This is a genomic window from Halobacterium hubeiense, assembly GCF_001488575.1.
GTDB classification, from domain to species: Archaea; Halobacteriota; Halobacteria; order Halobacteriales; family Halobacteriaceae; genus Halobacterium; species Halobacterium hubeiense.
In genome coordinates this window covers 47,986-68,409 of sequence record NZ_LN831302.1, presented here as the reverse complement: position 1 = coordinate 68,409, position 20,424 = coordinate 47,986, and the positions used below count along the sequence as shown (strand labels likewise).

Below are 20,424 nucleotides of genomic sequence, written 5' to 3'. Positions count from 1 at the left end.
AGGGGTATGCGAACGGTCGTCGCGCTCGGCGGGAACGCGCTCGCGCCGAGCGGGGAAGCCACGATAGCCGCCCAGCGCGAGCGAATCGAGGCGACCGCCGACCAGCTACGGGAACTCCACGAGGCGGGCCACGACCTCGTGTTGACCCACGGGAACGGCCCGCAGGTCGGCGCGCTGCTCCGCCAGCAGGAGGAGTCGGACGCGCCCGAGCGGCCGCTGGACGTGCTCGTCGCGGAGACGCAGGCCCAGCTCGGCTACCTCCTCCAGCAGGCCCTCGACGAGCGCATTCACGCCAGCGTCGCGTCGGTCGTCACGCAGGTGGAAGTCGACCCCGAGGACCCGGCGTTCGGGGAGCCGTCGAAGCCGGTCGGCCCGTACCTGAGCGCCGAGCAGGCCGGCGAGCGCGACTTCGAGACGACGGACGTGACGACGCCGGAGGGCGAGACGGCGCACCGGCGGGTCGTCCCGTCACCGGAGCCGAGGCGGATTTTAGAGGGCGAGCGCATCGAGACTCTCGTCGGGGACAGCGAACCCGTCGTCTGCGGCGGCGGGGGCGGCGTCCCAGTGACTGTCGGGGACGACGGAATCGAGGGGGTGGCGGCGGTCGTGGACAAAGACCACACGACGCGCCTCGTCGCCGAGCGCGTCGGTGCGGACGTGCTGGTGATGGCGACGGACGTGCCCTGCGTGTACGCGGACTTCGGGACGCCCGAGCAGTCACGCATCGCGGACGCGACCGCCGCAGAGATGCGCGAGCACCTCGCTGGCGGCGAGTTCGGCGAGGGGAGCATGGAACCGAAAATTCAGGCGTGTCTGGACTTTCTGGACGCGGGCGGCGAGCGCGCGGTCGTCGCGGGCACCGAAGACGTCGCTGCGGCGGTCAGAGGCGACGCCGGCACGCAGATTCACCCGGGCTAGACGCCGAGCGCTATCGACGTGACGGCGGCGGCGAACGCCCAGCCGGCGCCCGTCCACGACAGCACGAAGAAGGCCTCGCGGGCGCCGGCCTCGGTCCACGCGGAGCCGACGTCGACGTACTGCTTGACGCCGCGGAGCGTCTCGCCGAGGCCGACGGCGGTCGCCCACGCGAACACGCCGAACCCGAGCACGAGCGCGCCGAGCGCGAACGCCGTGTCCGTGGCGCCCTTCGGGGACGTGACGACGAGTAGCGCCAGCGAGACGGCGATGCCGACGGCGGCGCCGCGGAGCGTCCAGCGGCCCGCGCGAACCACGAGTTCGCGTGGACTCGCCGAGTCCTCGCGGGGGGAATCAGTCAACGGCTTCCCGCATCCGCGGGTCGAGGGCGTCCCGCATCCCGTCCCCGAGGAGGTTGAACCCCAGAACCGTCAGTGCGAGGAACAGGCCGGGGAAGAACGACCACCACCACGCGCCCGAGAAGAGGCCGTACTCGACGCCGTTCGACAGCATCATCCCCCACGTCGGCTCGCCGGGGCTAGCGCCGAACCCGAGGAACGACAGCGCCGCGATGTCGATGATGGCGAGCCCGAAGTTCAGCGTCGACTGGACGGTGATGGGCGCCAGGCAGTTCGGGAGGACGTGGCGCACGAGCAGCCGGGGGTCGGTCGCGCCGAGCGCGCGCGTCGCCTCGATGTACTCGTCTTCCAGCACTTTCAGCGCGGCGCCGCGGACGACGCGCGCGAACCGCGGCGTGTACACGAGCGTCAGCGCCGCGACCGCGCGCCACAGGCCAAGGTTATCCGGGAAGATGGTGACCAGCGCGAGCGCCAGCAGCAGCGACGGGAACGACAGCAGCACGTCCATCGTGCGCATGATGACGTTGTCCGTGAGGTCACCGTAGTACGCCGCGACGATGCCGAGACCGACGCCGAGCACGGTCGAGGCGATGACCGTGACGGTGCCGTACAGCATCGCGTACCACGCGCCGTACAGCACGCGCGGGAAGATGTCGCGGGCCTGGCCGTCCGTCCCGAACCAGTACTGCGCGCTCGGCGCGGCCTCGGTGGGGTTCGTGCCGAAGTTCGTGGACGTAATCGCGTTCAGGTCGTAGGCGAACCGCGCGTAGATGGCGACCGCGAACACGCCCAGGATGAGCGTGATGCCGATGACCGCCAGCCGGTTCGACAGCAGTTCGGAGAGGAACGGGCTCGCGCGGAGCCGTTCGACGATGCCACGGTCGACGTCGGGGGTCTGGGTTTCGGTGCTCATTGTTCGATGCGGGGGTCAAGCACGGAGTAGGTCACGTCCACGAGGAGGTTCACCAGCGTGTACATCACCGCGAACACGAGCACGGTGGCCTGCACGACCGGGTAGTCGTTCTGGTTGATGGCGTCCACCAGCAGCGTGCCGATGCCGTTGATCTCGAAGACCGTCTCGGTGAGGACGGCGCCGCCCAGCAGCGCGCCGAACTGGATGCCGATGATGGTGATGACGGGGATGAACGCGTTCCGCAGGCCGTGTTTCATCGTCGTAATCTTCTCGCCCTGGCCCTTCGCGCGGGCGGTCCGCATGTAGTCCTGCCTGATGACCTCGATCATCGACGAGCGCATCATCCGCGAGATGAGCGCCATCTGGTAGATGCCCAGCACGACGACGGGCAACAGGAGGTGGCGGGCCGCGGACCGGAACGCGAGGAGGTCGCCCTCAAGCAGCGTATCGACGAGGATGAAGCCGGTGGCGGAGTCGATGAAGTGCGCGGAGCCGATGCGGCCGCTGGTGGGGAGGACGCCGAGGAACTGCGCGAACAGCAGGATGAGCAGCGGTCCGCTCCAGTAGATGGGGATGCTGATGCCGCTGAGCGCGCCGATGCGCGTGAGGTGGTCGGTCCACGTGTCCTGCTTGACCGCGCTCAGGATGCCCAGCGGCAGGCCGAACAGCAGGCCCGCGAGCTGGCCCAGCACCGCGAGTTCGATGGTGATGGGGAGGCGGTTGGCGAGAATCTGGCTGACGGGCGTGCCGCGCTGAATCTGGTAGGACTCGCCGAAGTTGAACGTGGCGGCCTCGCCGAGGAACCGGACGTACTGCTGCCAGAGCGGGTCGTTCAGCCCGAGTTCCGTGCGGACTTGCTCGACGAACGCCTGGCTGGCTCGGTTCCCGGCAATCGCGACCGCGGGGTCGCCCGGCGAGAGGTGGAGAATCGCGAACACCACGGTCGCCACCCCGAACAGCACGGGGACGAGGAGCAGCAACCGTTTCGCGACGAACCGCTTTGAGACCATTACGCGAAGGGGGGAGTGCGAGTGGTAAAAAGCTCCCGTCGTGGGGGCGTTACTCGAGCTCGACGAGGTCGAGGTGCGGGCCGCCGATGGCCGAGATGGTGTAGTTGCTCACGCGGTTGCTGACACCGCGCACCTCCTCGGCGTAGTCGATGTACACCCACGGCGCCTCGTCGTGAGCGATTTCGGCGGCGTCGCTGTAGAGGCTCGCGCGCTCGCTCTGCGTGGTCGTCGTCTGCGCCTCCTCGATGAGGCTCATGTACTCGGAGTTCGCCCACGCCGAGCGGTTCGACGTGTTGAAGCCCTCGGTGTCCCACGACACCCAGTCCTGGCCCTCGGGCACCTCGCACTGCGGGTGCAGGAGGACGTAACAGAAGTTGTCGGGGTCGGCGTTGTCAGTGTACCAGCCCGCGAGGCTGGCGTCGTGGCGCCCCTCGGAGGTGTACGTGAGGTAGTCGCCGAACTGCCGGTCGTCGATGGTGACGTCGATGCCGACCTCGTCGAGGTTCGACCGGATGGTCTCGGCGGTCGGGAGCGGCGCGGGGTTGTAGCCGCGGGGGTTCTGGAAGGTAGTCAGCTCGAAGGAGAAGCCGTCGCCGTAGCCGGCTTCTTCGAGCAGCGACTGCGCCTGCTCGGGGTCGTGGGGGTACGGGCTGAGGTCGTCGTTGTGCCCGAACAGCGCGGGCGGAATCGGCTGGTCGGCCTGCGTCGCGATGCCCGAGTAGATGTTCTCGACGATGGACTGCGTGTCGATGGCGTAGCTGACTGCCTGCCGGACGCGGCGGTCGCGGAACGCCTCGACGCGGGACATGTTGAAGCTCATGTACCCGATGTTGATGCCCTGCGTCGTCTCCGCGGACGCGGTGTCCGAGTCCTCGATGGTCTGGATGGTGTCCGGGTCCAGGCCGTCGATAATCTCCATCTCCTCCTCGACGAGCGCCTGCGCGCGCGTGGAGTTCTGACCGCGCGTGAGGAACAGCACCTCGTCGACGTTCGGGCTGTCGCCCCAGTAGTCGCCGAACGCGGTGAGCTGGATGCGGTTGTTCGAGTTGTCGAGCTCGGAGAGCTCGAAGGGGCCGGTGCCGACCATCTCCTGGGCGAGGTTCGTGTCGCCCTCGATGGCGTCCTGGGAGATGACCACGGAGACGAACATCGCGAGGTTCCGGAGGAACGGCGCGTACGTCTGCGAGAGCGTGATGTTCAGGGTGTAATCGCCGTCCTTGGAGACGCTGTCGATCCAGTTGCCGAGCGTGAACGGCCCGTACGCGGAGGCGTCGTCGAAGTAGTACTCGTAGTCCTCGTCGACGAAGCGCCGGTAGCTGGCGATGAAGTCGTCGGCGGTGAACTCGGTGCCGTCGTGGAAAGTCACGCCCTCGCGGAGCTGGAGGGTGACGTTCGAGCCGTCCATCGTCCAGTCGGTCGCCAGCGACTCGGTGAGCGTGGCTTCGCCGGGCTGGAAGCCGATGAGCGTCTCGTAGGCCTGGTTGGTGACCTTCGCGACTTCCCCGCTGGTGGTGGCGTGCGGGTCAAGCGTCTGGGAGTGCGAACCCCGGCCGTACCGGAGCGTGCCGCCGCCACCGCCGCCGCCGAGACAGCCGGCGACCGAGCCCGTCGCGGTCGCGGCGACGGTTGCGGTACCGGCAGCCTTCAGGAAGCTGCGCCGTGAGACCTGACTGTCATTGCCTGCCATAACACCACGCCCGGCGGCGACCTAAATAATAGTATCGGATAGTAGTGGTGGAACCGGCACACGCCGCGGGGATGCCCGTTCGGCACTCTTCGGTAGCTGCGAAAATTACCGCAGACGCGGGGAGCAGGGGGTCAGACGGCCGCTGGGCTCACTCCGCGTCCGCGAACAGGTGGCACGCCGCGGGGTGGTCGTCGTCGCCGAGGTGGGGGTCCTCGCGCTCGCAGACGCTCTCGAAGGTCTCGCGGAGGACGTCTTCGGCGGCCTCCCAGTCGCCCTCCGCGAGGTGGTCGAACGACTCCTCGACCGCGTCGCGCGCCCGGCCGGCGAGCGGCTCGTCGAAGAACTGGTCGTGGAGGACCGCGTGGAGGCCGCTACCGCCGTCCGCGACTGCTCGGTCGCCGGCCGCCGCGTCGGCCGCCCGCTCGCGCGCGGCGTCGAGGTCGATGTCCCGGGCCTCCACGCGCTGCCGGTAGAACATCACCTCGCGGTAGCGCTCCTGCTCGATGTCGAGGTCCTCGGGCGGAATCACCGACGGGCACCGCGTGCGGAAGTGACAGCCCGACGGCGGGTCGATGGGAGAGGGAACGTCCCCCTTCAGGATGGTGCGGTCGCCGGTCTCCGCGAGCGGGTCGGGCTCGGGAATCGCGGACAGCAACGCGTTCGTGTAGGGGTGCTTGGGGTCGCCGAACAGCTCGTCCGTCCCGGCGACCTCCACGATTTCCCCGAGGTACATCACCGCCACGCGGTCGGAGATGTGACGCACCACGGAGAGGTCGTGGGCGATGAACAGGTACGTCAGCCCGTACTCCTCCTGGAGGTCCTCCATGAGGTTGATAATCTGGGCCTGCACGGAGACGTCCAGCGCCGAGACGGGCTCGTCGGCGACGATGAAGTCCGGGTCGACCGCCAGCGCCCGCGCGATGCCGACGCGCTGGCGCTGCCCGCCCGACAGCTCGTGGGGATAGCGGTCGTACTGGCTGGGGTCCAGCCCCACCTCTTCGAGGAGTTCGACGACGCGCTGGCGGCGGTGGCCCTCCGCGAGCTCGTGAATCTTCAGCGGCTCCATCACCGTCTGCCCGACCGTCATCCGCGGGTCCAGGCTCGACATCGGATCCTGGAACACCATCTGCATGTCCTTGCGCTTCTCGCGGAGTTCGGTCTTCGAGAGGCTCCCGAGGTCGTCGCCCGCGAACACGACCGTGCCGTCGGTCGGCGGGTCGAGGTGGAGCAGCGCCCGGCCCGCCGTGGACTTCCCGCAGCCGGACTCCCCGACGAGGCCGAGCGTCTCGCCCTCGTGGACGTCGAGGCTGACGCCGTCCACGGCCTTCACGCTGGGCTCCTCGCCCGGGAAGAACCGGTCGAACCAGCTGTCCTCCTGCTCGTAGTACTTGCGCATCTCCTGGAGTTCCACGAGCGGCTCGCCGACCTCGTGGTCGGTCCGCGAGGAGACGCCCTCGACGCCGTACTCGCTCTCGTCGAACTCCGGGACGATGCACTTCGAGCGGTGGTCGACGTCCTCGGGGCCGTGCTGGAGGAACGGAATCTCGCCCTCCCGGCACTCTGGCTGGGCCCACGGGCAGCGGTCCGCGAAGTGGCAGCCCTCGGGCATGTCGATGAGGTCCGGGACGTTGCCCTCGATGGGCGTCAGGCGCTCCTTGTCCTCGGTGGGAATCGACTCCAGCAGCGTGTACGTGTACGGGTGGCTGGGGTTGTGGAATATCTCCTCGACGGGGCCCTCCTCGACGATTTCGCCCGCGTACATCACCGCCACGCGGTCGCAGGTCTCCGCGACCACGCCGAGGTCGTGGGTAATCATCAGCACGGACATCCCGAACTCCTCCTGGAGGTCGTCGATGAGGTCCAGAATCTGCGCTTGGATGGTCACGTCCAGCGCCGTCGTCGGCTCGTCGGCGACCAGCAGCCGCGGCTGGCACGCCAGCGCGATGGCGATGAGCACGCGCTGGCGCATCCCCCCGGAGAACTCGTGGGGGTACTCGTCGAGGCGGGTCGTCGCCTCCGGAATCCCGACCTCCGTGAGGATGTCGACGACGTCCTCGAAGACCTCCTCGTCGTGCTCGCGGCCGCCGACCTTCGGGAGAATCTCGCGAATCGCGTTCAGCCACGTGTCCCGCTTGCGGTCACCGTAGCGGTGGAGGCGCAGCGACTCGGCGACCTGCTCGCCGACGGTCACCGCGGGGTTCAGCGACGTCATCGGGTCCTGGAAGATCATCCCCATCTCGCCGCCCCGCACCTTCCGCATCGCCTCCTCGGGCGCGTCGGTGAGGTCGAGGACGCCGTCGGTCACCTCGACGTCGGCCGCGTCCGCTCCGCTCAGTAGGTCAGCGCGCGCGTCGTCGTCCACGTAGACGAAGCCGTCGTCGGCGTCCTCGATGGCGGTTTCGAGGGTGTCAGCGACGACGGACTCTGTCGCGCCGTCGGCCAGCCGGTCGGCGGCCTCCCGCAGGGAGTCCGCGAGGGCCGCGGGGTCGTCCTCGCCCGCGAGGTCGTCGGCCATCCCGCGCAGTTCCGCGGGCATCGACTCGACGCCCTCGCCGACGCGGAGGTCGCCGACGACTTCCCAGACCGCGTCCACGAGTTCGAACGGATAGGGGACGACGCTCCCCTCGAAGTCGCCCGCGAGGTCCGCGGCGAGGTCCGCCGCGCGGAACGTCACGCGCCCGTCCACGACGTCACCGGGGTCGTCGACGAGGTCCATCGCCGACAGTGCCGTGACGCTCTTCCCGGAGCCGGACTCGCCGACGAGGCCGACGGTCTCGCCCTCCTCGATGGTGAGGTCGATGCCGTCCACGGCCTTCACCGCGCCGCGTTCGGTCTCGAACTGCGTCCGCAGGCCGGAGAGCGACAGGAGGTCAGTCACTGGGCAGAATTCGCAGTCCACTCAAGAAATACCTTGCGGGACTTGGGCAACGCTTATCCCCGGCGCCGCCCGCGACACAGACATGACCGAGACCCCCGCCGAGGGCGGCCCGACCAGCCAGCCCACCGAGCAGGGCTGGCAGGCCGTCGTCGAGGACATGGCGGCGACCGCGGAGGCGTACCGCGACCGCGGCTGGACGACGCTGGAACTGCACCCCGGCGACTCGGTGCTCGTGGACTCGGAGTTCCGCACCGGCCTCGACGTGGTGTTGCCGGGCGACGAGTACGAGGACCTCGAAGCCCTCGCGGCGGACGCGTCGTTCACGGACGTGGACGTGTTCCAAGCCGCCGCGGACACCACGACGTACCTGCTCGTCGTGGAGAAAGACCCCGACAGCGAGACCGCGGTGTTCGTGCCCGCGTACTACGACACCGCGTCCTCCGCGGAGAAGCTCGATACGATTCGCGAGAGCGGCGAACTCCGGCTATTCTGCCGCCGGCTGAACGACGACTACGTGGAGTTCGTCCACGAGAACGTCGCCCCGTTCCTCCCCGAACAGCCCAACGCCTAATCGTCGGCGCTGGCGTCCGCGTCGATGGTGTGCCCGCAGTTCGGGCACTCGGTGCCGTCGTGGCGCAGCTCGTCGCTCGCGGAGCGCACGTCACGCATCACCGACGAGATGCGCTCCTCGGCCTCTAACTCCTCCTCGACGGCGAGGTCCACGCCCTCGACCTCCAACAGGAACTTCGCAACCTCCGTCACCTCGTACATCAGGTCGTCGAGCTCGTCGGCCGTGAAGAACCCGGACATCGCGCCGTAGAGGAACGTCGCGCCCGCCATCCGCACCTTGTCCTCGAACGCCGACCGCGCCTGATTGACCGCCTGCGGGCTGTACGTGTCGGTCATGAACGGCACCAGCTCCGGGAGGTTCTCCCCGATTTTCGTCATCTCCACGCCGGTCTCCGTGCGGAAGTCCGCGCAGAGCCGCGCAATCGCCCATTCGCGGGCCGTGATGTACGTGCGGTCCCGGAGAAACTCGTTGACGCGGTCGTACTGCGCGCCGTCCATCTTCGAGAACCGCGCGTACTCGCGGACGTCCTCGGGCACGTCGTCGGCGTCGTCGGTCGAGCCCTCCGCCGGCTCGACGGCCGGCGTGAGGTCCCAGTCTGCGGGAGAAGCGCGTTCGGGCATGGAGTAGGGTTGCCGTGTTGAGCGCAAAAGCGTGTCGCCGGGAGCGTGCTCGACCGCAGGGAGAGCACGTTGAAGCGAGCGGCGACCGACGGGAGCCGCGAGTCCCGGCAAGGAGCCGAGCGGAGTGAGACTCCTCGTTACGGCGAACGTTGAACAGAGTGAACCGTGAGCGAAGCGACCCGCGAGCGGCGGTCGAAGCCAGATAACGATATAAGTGCGCTGCGCACGCGTACGCGAGTGTATGGCGGTCGAACGTGTGCTACGGAAGTGGGGGCAGGCGGGCGTGCTCGTCCTCGCGTGTCTCACGTGGGTATCCTTCCGTCCGGACGTATTTCGCGGGCTCGTCACGGACGGAGCGAGCATCGTCGGCACGCTGTACGAGGCCGTACACGTCGTGGTGTTCGGCGTCATGGTCGCGGCGCTGGCCCACGAGGTGTGGCAGACGGGGACTGAGTGACCGCTCGCTCACTTGTTCGGAGGCGACTCGCGTCGCTCGTCGCCGCCCGGTTCACGGCTCCCTGCGGTCGCCGTTCACGTAGCCAGGGATTCTTCGCTTCGCTCGGAATCCCCCAATTCGCGGGTCGCTTCGCTCCCCGCTCACGTATTCGGAGACGGTTCGCTCCGCTCACCGTCTCCCAGCCGAATCCTTTTACTCGGCGGCGCTGACAGTCCGACTATGAAAGTGCTGCTGGGCATCGGCGGTGCAGACGACTCCCTCGACGCGCTCCACGAGACGGTCGAGCGAGCGGTCGAGACGGGCGACGAGGTGACGGTGGCGGTCGTGGAGAACCCCGACAGCGACCGGGAGCCGGATGACCTCGTGGACGTGGCCCGAGAGACGCTGACGGAGGCGGGACTGGAGGCGGACGTGCGGCGGCTCTCGGGCGACCCGGGGAGTAGCATCGTGCAGTTGGCGGAGAGCGAGGAGTTCGACCAGATCGTGCTCGGGGGCGGCCAGCGCAGCCCGATGGGGAAGATTCGCCTCGGGAACATCGCGGAGTTCGTGCTGTTGAACGCGCGCGTGTCCGTGAAGTTGGTGCGTTAGCATGACCGACGAACGCGCGTACCCCGACGAGGTGGTCGAGGAGTTCCCGCGGCCGCCGCGGGAGTTCGAGGACGGCGACGGGCGGACCATCGACGTGCGGGCGTGGGAGGGCGAGCACGGCCCGGGCGACGACGCCTTCGAGGCGGTCGTGGAGATGTACGTGGAGTTCGACCCGGCGGACCGCGCGCAGGGCGTGCCGCCGGTCGGCGAGGACCGCATCCGGGAGTGGCTGGCGAACCTCTTCGAGCAGGACGGCTACGACGTGCTGGCGTGGCACGGCGACGAGGTGGCGGGCCACGCGACGCTCGTGCCGGACAACGAGACGACGTACGAGCTCGCCATCTTCGTGCATCAGGACTTCCAGGGCGCGGGCATCGGCACGAAGCTCATCGAGGCCCTGCTCGGCCACGGGCAACAGCAGGGCGCGGAGTACGTCTGGCTCACCGTCGAGCGGTGGAATCGGCCGGCGGTCGCGCTCTACGAGAAGGTCGGCTTCGAGACGGCCGCGGCCGAGAGCTTCGAGATGGAGATGGCGATTCGGCTGAACTGACGCGGTTCGGATACTGTTTTGTCGAGCGCGCCAGAACGCCCGACTATGTCCCCTGATTGGTCCGACGAACACGTCTCGCGGGCGAACCGGTTCACGCTCCACGCGGTGCTGGCGTGGGTGGCGCTGGTCACGCTGCAGGCGATTCTGGTGCCGACCGGCACCGCCGGCGCGCTGCTGGCGGGCGCGTTCGCGCTGGCCGCGACGTGGGTGCTCGTCCACTCGCTGTTCACGCAGGTGGACAGGCTCGTGAAGACGCGAATCGCGGAGGCAGACGGCGAGCCGGCCGGAGAGTCAGACTGAGAGGACGGGCTGGCTGGCGTACAGCAGCACGTACTCGGCGGCCTTCTCGAGGACGTCGCCGGTCTCGTCGAGCATCCCCTCGCGGGGGATGGTGAGGAAGTCGGCGTCGACGTCGGCGGCGCAGTCGAGGATGACGCTGCCGGGGTGCTGGAGTTTGCGCGTCGTGGAGAACCCGTACGCGATGGTGGAGTCGACGCGGACGTCCTCGGGCGCGAGCTCCTCGACGTCGTTGAGGAACGTCCGGGTCTCGTCGGCGAGTTCGGGTTCGTCGACTTCGCCGGCGTGGATGCCGCGGCTGACCGTCTCGCCGAGGACGTACAGCGCGTGGGCGTCAGCGTCGTAGCGGTCCGCGACCGCGAACGCGTACTCGGCGGCCGTGACCGAGGCGTCGGTCCCGTCCACGGGCACGAGCACGGTGTCCACTTCGAGGGTCATGGCTGGGTCTGCGCGGGCGGGCTACTAAAGCGCTCCGCGTGTGCGGGCGCCACTGCCGCGTGGGTTTAAGGGGCGCGGGCGCCCAGCGTCGGGTATGATAGAGACGGTGGTCATCGCGACCGACGGCTCCGAGAGCGTGGGGCGCGCCGTCGCGGTCGCGCTCGACTTCGCGGAGCGTTTCGATGCGGACGTGCACGCGCTGTACGTCTTAGAGGAGAGCGAGGTCGAGAGCGCGCCCGCGGAGGTCCGCGAGGAGATGCACGACGCCCTCGAAGAGCGCGGCGAGGAGGCCGTCGCGGACATCGCCGACGAGGCCGACCGGCGCGTGACGACGGCGGTCCGCGAGGGCCGGCCGGCCGCGGAAATCAGCCAGTACGCCCGCGACGTGGACGCCGACGTGGTGGCGACGGGGACGCGGGGCCGCCACGGCGAGAACCGCTTTCTCATCGGGAGCGTCGCCGAGCGCGTCGTGCGGACGTGCCCGGTGCCCGTGCTGACAGTGCGCCAGCTCGACGACAGCGAGTAGGGCGACCAACCACGGGGTTCTTTGCGCGGCCGCGCCTCCCTCCGGTATGGAAGATTGGGTCATCGAGGACGAAGACATGCCGCTGGAGCGGAAGTCACTGCTCCCCGGCAAGGGCTTCTTCATCCCGGACAGCATCCACGAGGAGCGCAAGGACCGAGAGATTCGCGAGGAGGCCGAGGGCGCGGACGTCCTCGTCGTCGCGGACCCGGACGCCGACGGGATGGCGTGTGCGGCCATCGTCCGCGAGGTGTACGGCGACGCGGCGCTCGTGCCCGCCGGCCCCCACGAACTCGAAGACGGCCTGCGGCGCGCCGCGGAGTTCGGCGCGGACGGCGCGACGGTGTTCGTCTGCGACCTCTGCCCCGACGAGTTCCGCTACGTCGAGGACGAACTGGCGTACCTCGTCGAGCACGCCGGCGACGTCCACTGGTACGACCACCACCAGTGGACCGAGGACGTCGAGGCCGCCGTCCGGGAGGCGGGCGTGGACCTCGTCATCGGCGACTCCGAGGAGGAGTGCACCGCCGACGTCGCGGTGCGCTCGGTCGACGCGGACCTGCCGCGGTACCTCAAGGAGCTGGCGGCGGTCACCCGCGACCACGACCTCTGGCTGAAGGAGGACCCGCGCAGCGACGACCTCGCGGACTACTCCTACTGGGTGGACACCGACGAGTACATGGAGACGATTCAGGAGCACGGCGCCGACCTCCCCGAGGACGTCATGGAGTTCCTCGAGGAGCGCCGCGTCGAGAAGAACGACCTCATCGACCGCGCGGTCGCGCGAGCGTCGCTGCGCGAGGTCAACGGGTGGACGGTCGGCGTGACCTACGGCCGTTGCTCGCAGAACGAGGTCGCGGAAGCGCTGCGCGAACAGGGCGCCGACGCCGCCGTCATCGTCAAGCCCTCCGGGAGCGCGAGCATCCGCGGCACCGAGGACTTCCAGCGCGCCCACGAGGTCGCCCGTCAGGTCAACGGCGGCGGCCACCCGAAGGCGGCGGGCTGCAAGCCCGACATCTACGAGGACATGCTCGACTACGCGAACCACTGGACGTCGCAGGGCGCGACCGCGAAACAGGTCATCCTCGACGGCTTCCGCAACCTCGACCCCGAGGAAGAGCCCGAGGAGTCGTAGCTAGCGCTCGCCCGCGAGCCACTTGTCGGAGTACGACTCGCCGCAGGAACAGTAGACGTAGGCGTGGATGACGTCGCCCTCAGCGTAGAGCCCGCCGACCTCCTCGTTCTGCGGCTCGGCGAACGAGAACGCGAACTGCGCGCTGTGCTCCTGTGGGCCGTCGCTTGCGTGCGGGCAGTCGCCGCCCGCGAGGTCGCCGTCCACGTGCCCGGGGTTGTCCATCGCGGCGGACCCGAAGTCCATCGCGCCCATCCCCGTAATCGACTTGAAGACGCTGCGGCCGCGCTCGCCCTCGACGACGAGCACGACGCCGTCCTCGACCCGTTCGGCGTCGTCGCGGTCGGCTAGCTTCTCGACGTCGGAGACGTACGACTCGGAGAGGTAGAGTGCGACGTCGTCGGTCCTGTCGCCGGCGAGATACGCGTCGTAGTCGCTCACGGCGACGAATACGCGGCGACCGCGAAAAAGCGTGGCGTTCCGTTAGGCTTCGGCTTCCTCGGCGTCCTCGTCCTCGGCGTCGCCCTCGCCGTAGAGGGACTCGACGGACTCCTCGCCGCGCTCGCTGATGGAGACGTTGAGCTGGGCGACTTCCTCGGAGACCTCCTTCCCGCGGACGGTGACGCGCTTGCGCTCGCCGTCGTCCTCGGGGTTGAAGCCGGGACCGCCAGTGAGCAGCACGTCCTTGAGCGCGGAGCCGTTGACGTCGTTGCGCATCGGTCGGCCGGCGGCGTCGCTGCCGCCAGTGATTTCGACGGTGTAGCCGTCGAGGCCGACGGCTTCGCCGTCGACTTCGTCGCCGAGTTCGAGGCCGAGGAACCGGTTCGCGTCCTGTCCGTCTACCTCCTGCTGGTAGCTTCGCCCCGACTCGGGGTCGGCGACGACAACTTGGAACGTAGCCATGCGTGAAACCAGTCGGGCGCAGTTCAAAAACCCGTCGAAGCCGCTCCCGGCGGCAGGACGCCCCACGACGGGGAATTGCGGATGTTGGGGGGGTGGCGGCGACCCGAGCGTTGAAGGCGCGGCCCACACAACCACGCGGTGACTGGCATGGACCGCCGACACCTGATGGACCGCCTCGACGCCGAGTTCGGCGGGACGCCCGCGGAGCGCCGCGTGGTCGCGCGGACGGCCGGCGACCTCGCCGACGCCGGCGTGCTCGCCGACGACCTCGACTTCGAGGTGACCGCGGAGGCCGTCGTCGACCAGCTGACGGACGCGCCGGGCGGGTCGCCGGCGGAGCGCTGGAACTGGTGGATGGGCGCGCTGGAGGCGTCCCACGGCGGCTACCGGCGGTTCCGCGTGACCGCGTGGCAGCGCGAGGACTCCTAGACGGAGCGCCGGCCGAGCGCGGCGACCGCGCCGGTGACGGGGACGAGTATCCACGCCGCGAGCGCCGCCAGTAACACGCCCTGACTCAGCCCGGCGCCGGTGAGGACGCCGGCGATGCCGCCCGCGGTCGTGGAGACGGTGCGGAGCACGAGCACGCGGAAGAGGTCCGCGGGGTTGGCGAACACGGCCACCGACACCACCCACTGCGGGAGGTCGAAGGAGGCGACGGCGCCGAGCGCGACGAGGTCGTGGACGAGCACGAACCACACCCACGCCGCGAGCGCGGCGCCGAGCGCCCGCGTCTTCTCGCTTGCGAGCGCGGACGCGAGCACGCCGACGCCGAGGAACGCCAGTGCCGCGGCGACGGCGACCAGCGCCACCCACGCGTACGCGCCAACGACGCCCACGCCGGCGTACCGGACGAGCAGGGCGCCGCCGACCGCGAACCCGACGAGCATCCCGCCGCCGACCGCGGCCGCCCGGCCCGCGTACTTCCCGACGACCACCGAGAGATTCGACAGCGGGAGCGCGAGCAGCATCTCGAGGCTGCCGGACTCGTCGGCGCCGACGATGGCGTCGTAGCCCGCAGCGAGCGCGACCAGCGGGACGACGTAGACCCCGACCTGCGCGAAGCTCGCGAGCACCGCGCCGACGCGCGTCGGCCCGACTTCCGACCCGCCCAGCACGACCAGCGCCACCGAGAACAGCGCGAACACGACCGCGGCGCCGACCGCCCAGCGCCGGCGGACCGCGAGGCGGTACTCGCGGGCGGCGACCTCGACGGTGCCGCGGACGGTGTCACGGAGTCCACCGCGCTCCACGAGGTCGGTCGCCGTCGCGCCGTCGGTCGCGAACTCCGGGGACTCGTCGACGACCGCGGCCGCGCCGCCGTCGGTCGCGGGCTGCTCGTCCCCGGCGTCGGTGCTGTCTGCGGTCACGCCCGCTCACCCCCCGTTTCGACTGCGACGTCGCCGCCGGCCGCGACCTCCTCGCGGAACACGGCGTCGAGGCCGGGTTCCGTGACCTCCACGGATTCGACGTCGGCGACCTCCCGGAGCGCGTCCAGCGCGTCGAAGACGGCGTCGCGCTCGCAGTCGAGGTGGACGCGGGCGCCGTCCGCGGACGCGCGAACCACGCCGTCCTCGGTCGCCAGCGCGCCAGCGGCCGCGTCCGCGTCCCCGGCGACGGTCGCGTCCACGGAGACGGTGTCGGCGGCGGCGCGCCGGAGGTCGTCGACGCTCCCCGAGACGGAGATGTCGCCGTCTTCGAGGACCGCGACGCGGTCGCAGAGGCGCTCGATCTCCGGGAGGACGTGGGAGGTGACCAGCACTGTCACGTCCGTCTCGGTGGCGAGCGCGTCCACGATGGCGTGGAAGTCCGCGACGCCCGCGGGGTCGAGGCCGGCGGTCGGCTCGTCCAGCAACAGCACCTCGGGGTCGCCGACGAGCGCGGTCGCGAGCCCGAGCCGGCGGTTCATGCCGTTCGAGTAGCCGCCGACGCGGCGGTCCGCGGCGTCCGCGAGGCCGACCGTTCGAAGCACGCGCTCGACGCGGCGGTCCCGCGCGTCGGCGGGGACGCCGCGCACGCGAGCGTGGAACGACAGCACCTCGCGGCCCGTCAGCGACGGCGGGAAGCCGGCGTGCTCGGGGAGATAGCCGACGCGCTCGCGGAGCGCGGTGCCCGCCGACGGCGGCAGGCCGGCGACCGTGACGCTGCCCGCGTCGGGCGTGTCGTGGCCGACGAGCAGCTTGAACAGCGTCGTCTTGCCGGCGCCGTTGCGGCCGACGAGCCCGAGCGTCTCCCCGCGCTCGACGGAGAGACTCGCGCCGTCGAGCGCGGTGACTGTGCCGTAGGACTTCTGTGCGTCGCGGATGTCGATTGCGGGGTCACTCATAGTATCGCCTCCAGTTGTCGTGTGCGGGGGTCGCGAGGGGGTGGTGGTCGACGACGCCGGGCGCGTCCACGAGCGGCACCGAGCGGCCCGCCAGCCGGACCGCGTCGAACGCCGGGCTGGACGCGAACACGCGCGTCTCGGGGTGCTCGCGCGCGAGGTTCTCGACGGTGCCGTCGGGCTGGAAGCGCACCTCGCTGACGCCGTCGTGGTCGACGTCGACGGGGCTGGCGTCGCTCCAGTAGTTGCCGCGGTCGCTGGCGTTCCACGCGACCTGCTCGCCGACGACGGCGTACATCGCGTCCGCGTTGTCGACGAACGAGTTCCCCGACGCGTCCATGTCCACGCTCCCCGCGGTGAGGTGGACGCCGACGTCGTTGGCGAGCACGAGGTTGTCCCGGAACGCGTCGTCCAGGGAGTTGTAGACGAAGATGCCGTTGTCGTTGCCGACGAAATCGTTGCCCGCGATGGTGGAGTGATCGACCTCCTTCACGAGGACGCCGTGGCCGCTCGTGCCGGAGTTGTTGACGGCGACGTTGTCCACGATTTCGAGGTCGTCGGAGACCATCAGCGCGTAGCCGACGTCGTTGCCGAACGCGGTGTTGTTCGCGAGCCGGTTGCGGTCCGAGTACATGTAGTGGACGCCGTACCTCAGATTCCACATCGTGTTGTTCGACGCGACGACGCCGGAGCTCCACGAGAAGTAGACGCCGTCGCGGACGTCCGTGATGCGGTTGTCCGCGAGCTCGGCGTCGTTGGCGCGCCACAGCTGGACGCCGTTCCCGCGGTTCGAGAGCCGGTCGATGGACTCGCGGCCGACGATGGTGGTGTTCCGGACGGTCGCGTCGGGCACGCCGTCCACCCAGACGCCGAACGTGGTGTTCGTCACGCGCGCGTCCGCGAGCGTGGCGTCGGGGGCGGCGACCCAGACGGCGGCGTCGTTGTCCGCGGTGCTGTAGCCGGCGTTGCGCACCCAGACGTCCCGGACCGTCACGCCGCTGGCGTTGACGGTGACGATGTCGCCCTCGGCCTCGCCCGAGACGACCGACTGCGAGGGGGACTCGCCGGCGATGGTGACGTTCGGCGTCTCGACGCTGACGGGGCCGGCGACGTGGCCGTGGACCGCGACAGTGTCACCGGGTTCGGCGGCGCCGACGGCGGCGGCGAGGGTGTCGTAGCGCTCGCCGTCGATGGCCGCGTAGCCGTCGCCGCGCTCGCCGACCGCCGAGAGCCCGAAGTCGTACTCAGCGGGCACCGGCGCGTCGAACGCCACCTCGGGGCTCCCGGACGCCTCGCCGCCGGGGTCGGCGACGACGGCGCCGACGCTCGCGACGAGGAGCACGACGGCGACGGCGGCGAACCAGCGCTCGGTGCGACGGTCAGTCACGAGCTGTCACCTCCCGGCCTCCGCGTCCCCGGCGCGCCCGCCCGTGACGCGCGCGGCGAGGTCGCCGAACGTCGCGTCGCTGTCCCGGAAGTAGAACGCAACGACCAGCAGCGCGACGGCGACGACGGCCATGTACGCGCCCAGCCCGAAGCGGCTGTGGCTGGTGATGTTCGCGACCTTGTACTGACCCCACAGTGGCGGCGTGAACCCCGAGACGCCCATCACGGGCGCGTCCGGGTCGAGCGTGTGGCCGGCCTGATACAGCCGGTACTGGATGTCCGCGAGCATCACGCCGAACACGACGGCCGTGCCGACCAGCTGGGCGGTCAGCCCGCGCTTCAGCCGGCGGGCGTCGGGCGCCAGCGAGACGAACAGCGTCGCCGCCGACACCGCGACGAACGCCAGCGGCCCCAGCGACCACTCCGGCACGTCCACGGCGTACGGGTGGGGCTCGTAGTTCGGCTGCCAGTACACCGGGTCGGGGTAGTAGAACCCGATGTACTTGTTGAGGTTCGCCATCTCCGCGTAGTCGCCCGCGATGCGGGGGTAGGCGTACAGTTCGAGGTGCAGCGTCGTGGAGGGGTACTGCACCGCGTCCACGGCGATTCGCCACATCGGGAAGAACAGCGCCGCAACGAACAGCGCCGCCGCTGCCAGCGGGAGCGCCCGCCGCAGCTCGCGGAACGCCGACGGGTCGGGAATCTCGTAGTCCATGGTGTCACCTGCCCGGGGTTCGCGCGACGAACCACCGGTTGCGACCGCCGCGGGCCGCGCCGACACGGCGAGCGTGCCGGCGACCCCGGGCGGCCGCCGATGGCCGTCGAGTGGATGACAGACAGCGGTCGGTCAGTCGTCGCGCGGTTCCACGAGCATCCGCGAGCGCATCTCCAGGTGGAGCGCGCTGCAGAAGTACGTACAGTAGATCCAGTAGACGCCCGGCTCGTCCGCGGTGAACGTCGCCTCGCGGGTGTCCTGGGGCGCGATGGAGAGGTGGACGTCGTGGTCGGGGATGGCGACCCCGTGGATGACGTCGCGGACGCCCTCGATGTTCGTCACCGTGAGCGTCACCTCGTCGCCCTCCTTGACGGTGAAGTCCTTGAGGCCGTACTCCGAGCGCATCGACGAGGTCTTCACGTCCACGGAGCGCTCGCCCGTGCGCTCGACGCGAGAGTTCTCCTGCGTGACGAACTCCTTCTCGCCCTCGTAGTCGCTCTTGTCCCACGTCGTCGCGGGGTCGAGCTTGTCACGGTGCGCGAACACGCAGTCGTGGGGCTCCGGATACGCGGGGTGGTCGGCGACCAGCTCCATCTCCTTCTCGCCCTGCCCGATGTGGATGAGCTGGTCGTTGTCCGGGTGGATGGGGCCGACCGGCAGGAAGCGGTCCTTCGAGAGCTTGTTCAGGCTCACCAGCCACTCGCCGTCGGGGTCGGTCGTCATCGCCTCGACGGCCTGGATGTGGCCGGGGTTGTAGTGGACGTCCTGCTTCTCGATGACGGGGTCGGTCGAGCCCTGTTCGGCTTCCACGGCCGCCTCGATGTCCCACTTGACGGCCTGCGAGTCGATGAACAGCGACGTGTACGCGTGGCCGTTCCCGTCGAAGGTCGTGTGCAGCGGGCCGAGGCCGACCTTCGGCCGGCCGGCGACGACGTCCTCGGGGTCGCTGGACGAGTCGAGCGCGTCGATGTCGATGATGGTGACCGTCGGGGAGAGCTTCCCGGCGACGAACGCGTAGTCGCCGTTCGGCCCGACCTCCACGCAGTGCGGGCTCTTCGGCGTCGGGATGTACCGCACGATGGGGCTGTCGCCCTGATTCAGCGAGCTGTCCTGCGTACCGTCCACGACGGGCACGCCGTTGACCTCCTCGTACTCGCCGGCCTCGACGGCCTCCTCGATGGCGGGCACGTCGAAGGCCTTCACGAAGTCACGGTCGTCGCGAGTCATCTCCGAGACGGTGACCCCGCCCTCGTCGTTGTACGCCGACGAGATCGCCCAGCGGCCGTCCTTGTCGGTGTCCACGATGTCGAGGTTGCCGTCGACCTTGACCTGCCACTCGGTCTCCATCGTCTCGGGGTCGATGGCGGAGAACAGCGACACGTACTCGTCGGGGTTGTCGAGGTCGCGGCCGTCGTTGGGCAGCGGCGTGCGGAACTCGCCGTTCCCGAAGACGTACCCCGTGTCCGGGCTCTGCACCGAACAGCCGTGGATGGCCTGCGTGTTCGGGACGTTCGTGATGGCGTCCGTCTCGAAGTACTTCAGGTTCACGCGGGCGATGCGGCCGTTGGCCTTGTCGTTCACCCAGAGGTACTCGCCGTCGTAGTCGCCGTCGGTCTCCGACAGCACCGGGTGGTGGTTGTCACCCCACGTGAGGTCGCCGGCCTCCTCCAGCATCTCCGTGGTCTGGTCGTCGTAGCCGTAGCCGCGGCCGGCCTCCGTGTTGAACACGGGGACGCGCATCAGCTCGCGCATCGACGGGATGCCGATGACGCGAATCTCGCCGGACTGCCCGCCCGACCAGAAGCCGTAGTACTCGTCGTGTTCGCCCGGCGCTACCTTGTGGTCGGGCGTCGACGAGCCCGACGGCGACGACGTGGTGTTGTTCGAGCCGCCGCCGATGTTGCCCGAACAGCCGGCCAGTCCCGCCATCGCGCCGGTCGCGGCGCCGGCCTTCACGAAGTCGCGCCGCGAAAGCTCCAAGCCCGCCAGTTCCAGCGTCGTCGAGTCGTCCTCGGCGGGGGTCGGTTCGTCGACCTCCGCGAGGAGGTCGTCGAGTTGGTTCTCGTGTCGCTCGACCACCTCGTCGGGGTCGAGCGCGTCGCCGTCGGCGTCGGTCGTGTCGTCGGTCATCCTCACGTCGCTGCTCGGCGACTCACCCACGT

The 20,424-nt window shown here is 69.8% G+C and carries 23 protein-coding genes; 9 read left to right on the top strand and 14 right to left on the bottom strand.

All coding sequences use genetic code 11. The annotated features are described in order from the left end of the window. Positions 1-6: 6 nt before the first annotated feature. The gene (locus HHUB_RS00335) at positions 7-918 is read left to right on the top strand and encodes an amino acid kinase family protein (protein ID WP_059055158.1); all 912 of its coding nucleotides are present in this window, start codon (positions 7-9) and stop codon (positions 916-918) included. Here HHUB_RS00335 and HHUB_RS00330 read toward each other — a convergent pair. The 5 genes from HHUB_RS00330 to HHUB_RS17470 form a co-directional block, all read right to left on the bottom strand. Next, positions 915-1,277: a DUF7268 family protein gene (locus HHUB_RS00330; RefSeq protein ID WP_059055157.1), complete on the bottom strand. Its 363-nt coding sequence runs from the start codon at positions 1,275-1,277 to the stop codon at positions 915-917. The two genes, HHUB_RS00335 and HHUB_RS00330, sit on opposite strands and share 4 nt — an antisense overlap. Next, positions 1,270-2,187: an ABC transporter permease gene (locus tag HHUB_RS00325; RefSeq protein ID WP_059055156.1), complete on the bottom strand. Its 918-nt coding sequence runs from the start codon at positions 2,185-2,187 to the stop codon at positions 1,270-1,272. Before HHUB_RS00325 ends, HHUB_RS00330 begins: the two co-directional genes overlap by 8 nt. Then, positions 2,184-3,197, bottom strand: coding sequence for an ABC transporter permease (locus HHUB_RS00320; protein WP_059055154.1), 1,014 nt, complete (start codon positions 3,195-3,197; stop codon positions 2,184-2,186). Before HHUB_RS00320 ends, HHUB_RS00325 begins: the two co-directional genes overlap by 4 nt. A 49-nt stretch (positions 3,198-3,246) precedes the next feature. Beyond that, complete coding sequence (locus HHUB_RS00315; RefSeq protein WP_059055152.1) at positions 3,247-4,884, bottom strand: ABC transporter substrate-binding protein; 1,638 nt, start codon at positions 4,882-4,884, stop codon at positions 3,247-3,249. Between the two features lie 148 nt (positions 4,885-5,032). Then, positions 5,033-7,762, bottom strand: coding sequence for an ABC transporter ATP-binding protein (locus HHUB_RS17470; protein WP_059055150.1), 2,730 nt, complete (start codon positions 7,760-7,762; stop codon positions 5,033-5,035). An 82-nt stretch (positions 7,763-7,844) separates the two neighbouring features. Here HHUB_RS17470 and HHUB_RS00305 point away from each other — a divergent pair, with 82 nt between their 5' ends. After that, complete coding sequence (locus HHUB_RS00305) at positions 7,845-8,333, top strand: DUF7529 family protein (RefSeq protein WP_059055148.1); 489 nt, start codon at positions 7,845-7,847, stop codon at positions 8,331-8,333. Here HHUB_RS00305 and HHUB_RS00300 read toward each other — a convergent pair. Continuing rightward, positions 8,330-8,953, bottom strand: a complete 624-nt coding sequence (locus HHUB_RS00300) for a DUF5806 family protein (RefSeq protein WP_059055146.1) — start codon at positions 8,951-8,953, stop codon at positions 8,330-8,332. The genes HHUB_RS00305 and HHUB_RS00300 overlap by 4 nt on opposite strands. 241 nt (positions 8,954-9,194) lie before the next feature. On the opposite strand from HHUB_RS00300, the gene HHUB_RS00295 reads away from it, so the two are divergent. From HHUB_RS00295 to HHUB_RS00280, 4 genes are all read left to right on the top strand, one after another. Further along, positions 9,195-9,410 carry a hypothetical protein gene (locus tag HHUB_RS00295; protein WP_059055144.1) on the top strand — a complete coding sequence of 72 codons (216 nt, stop codon included), beginning with the start codon at positions 9,195-9,197 and terminating at the stop codon, positions 9,408-9,410. A gap of 219 nt (positions 9,411-9,629) precedes the next feature. Continuing rightward, positions 9,630-9,998, top strand: a complete 369-nt coding sequence (locus HHUB_RS00290) for a universal stress protein (protein ID WP_059055142.1) — start codon at positions 9,630-9,632, stop codon at positions 9,996-9,998. A 1-nt stretch (position 9,999) separates the two neighbouring features. Further along, complete coding sequence (locus HHUB_RS00285; RefSeq protein WP_059055140.1) at positions 10,000-10,548, top strand: GNAT family N-acetyltransferase; 549 nt, start codon at positions 10,000-10,002, stop codon at positions 10,546-10,548. A 45-nt stretch (positions 10,549-10,593) separates the two neighbouring features. Further along, positions 10,594-10,848 carry a hypothetical protein gene (locus tag HHUB_RS00280; RefSeq protein ID WP_059055138.1) on the top strand — a complete coding sequence of 85 codons (255 nt, stop codon included), beginning with the start codon at positions 10,594-10,596 and terminating at the stop codon, positions 10,846-10,848. Here HHUB_RS00280 and HHUB_RS00275 read toward each other — a convergent pair. After that, positions 10,840-11,283 (bottom strand): universal stress protein, encoded by a 444-nt coding sequence (locus HHUB_RS00275; RefSeq protein ID WP_059055136.1) that lies wholly within the window; start codon positions 11,281-11,283, stop codon positions 10,840-10,842. The two genes, HHUB_RS00280 and HHUB_RS00275, sit on opposite strands and share 9 nt — an antisense overlap. A gap of 94 nt (positions 11,284-11,377) precedes the next feature. Here HHUB_RS00275 and HHUB_RS00270 point away from each other — a divergent pair, with 94 nt between their 5' ends. Continuing rightward, complete coding sequence (locus HHUB_RS00270) at positions 11,378-11,809, top strand: universal stress protein (RefSeq protein WP_059055134.1); 432 nt, start codon at positions 11,378-11,380, stop codon at positions 11,807-11,809. A gap of 46 nt (positions 11,810-11,855) precedes the next feature. After that, entirely contained in the window at positions 11,856-12,941 is a 1,086-nt protein-coding gene (locus HHUB_RS00265) for a DHH family phosphoesterase (RefSeq protein WP_059055133.1), read from the top strand. Here HHUB_RS00265 and HHUB_RS00260 read toward each other — a convergent pair whose 3' ends face one another. Together HHUB_RS00260 and HHUB_RS00255 are read right to left on the bottom strand one after the other, a co-directional pair. Next, the gene (locus HHUB_RS00260; protein ID WP_059055131.1) at positions 12,942-13,379 is read right to left on the bottom strand and encodes a DUF5807 family protein; all 438 of its coding nucleotides are present in this window, start codon (positions 13,377-13,379) and stop codon (positions 12,942-12,944) included. Positions 13,380-13,421: 42 nt separating this feature from the next. Continuing rightward, a complete protein-coding gene (locus tag HHUB_RS00255) occupies positions 13,422-13,841 on the bottom strand; it encodes a 30S ribosomal protein S6e (RefSeq protein ID WP_059055130.1) in 420 nt (139 codons plus the stop codon). A 147-nt stretch (positions 13,842-13,988) separates the two neighbouring features. Between HHUB_RS00255 and HHUB_RS00250 the strand changes: the two genes are divergently transcribed. Then, entirely contained in the window at positions 13,989-14,270 is a 282-nt protein-coding gene (locus HHUB_RS00250) for a hypothetical protein (protein WP_059055129.1), read from the top strand. On the opposite strand, the gene HHUB_RS00245 is transcribed toward HHUB_RS00250, so the two are convergent. The 5 genes from HHUB_RS00245 to nosZ form a co-directional block, all read right to left on the bottom strand. Next, positions 14,267-15,208, bottom strand: a complete 942-nt coding sequence (locus HHUB_RS00245) for an ABC transporter permease (protein ID WP_059055128.1) — start codon at positions 15,206-15,208, stop codon at positions 14,267-14,269. The genes HHUB_RS00250 and HHUB_RS00245 overlap by 4 nt on opposite strands. After that, positions 15,205-16,164: an ABC transporter ATP-binding protein gene (locus tag HHUB_RS00240; protein ID WP_059055127.1), complete on the bottom strand. Its 960-nt coding sequence runs from the start codon at positions 16,162-16,164 to the stop codon at positions 15,205-15,207. Before HHUB_RS00240 ends, HHUB_RS00245 begins: the two co-directional genes overlap by 4 nt. Continuing rightward, positions 16,157-17,548, bottom strand: a complete 1,392-nt coding sequence (gene nosD / locus HHUB_RS00235; protein WP_059055126.1) for a nitrous oxide reductase family maturation protein NosD — start codon at positions 17,546-17,548, stop codon at positions 16,157-16,159. Before nosD ends, HHUB_RS00240 begins: the two co-directional genes overlap by 8 nt. Before the next feature lie 6 nt (positions 17,549-17,554). Beyond that, a complete protein-coding gene (locus tag HHUB_RS00230; RefSeq protein WP_082687128.1) occupies positions 17,555-18,262 on the bottom strand; it encodes a hypothetical protein in 708 nt (235 codons plus the stop codon). A gap of 132 nt (positions 18,263-18,394) precedes the next feature. Further along, complete coding sequence (nosZ, locus tag HHUB_RS00225) at positions 18,395-20,392, bottom strand: TAT-dependent nitrous-oxide reductase (protein WP_059055123.1); 1,998 nt, start codon at positions 20,390-20,392, stop codon at positions 18,395-18,397. Positions 20,393-20,424 lie beyond the last annotated feature (32 nt).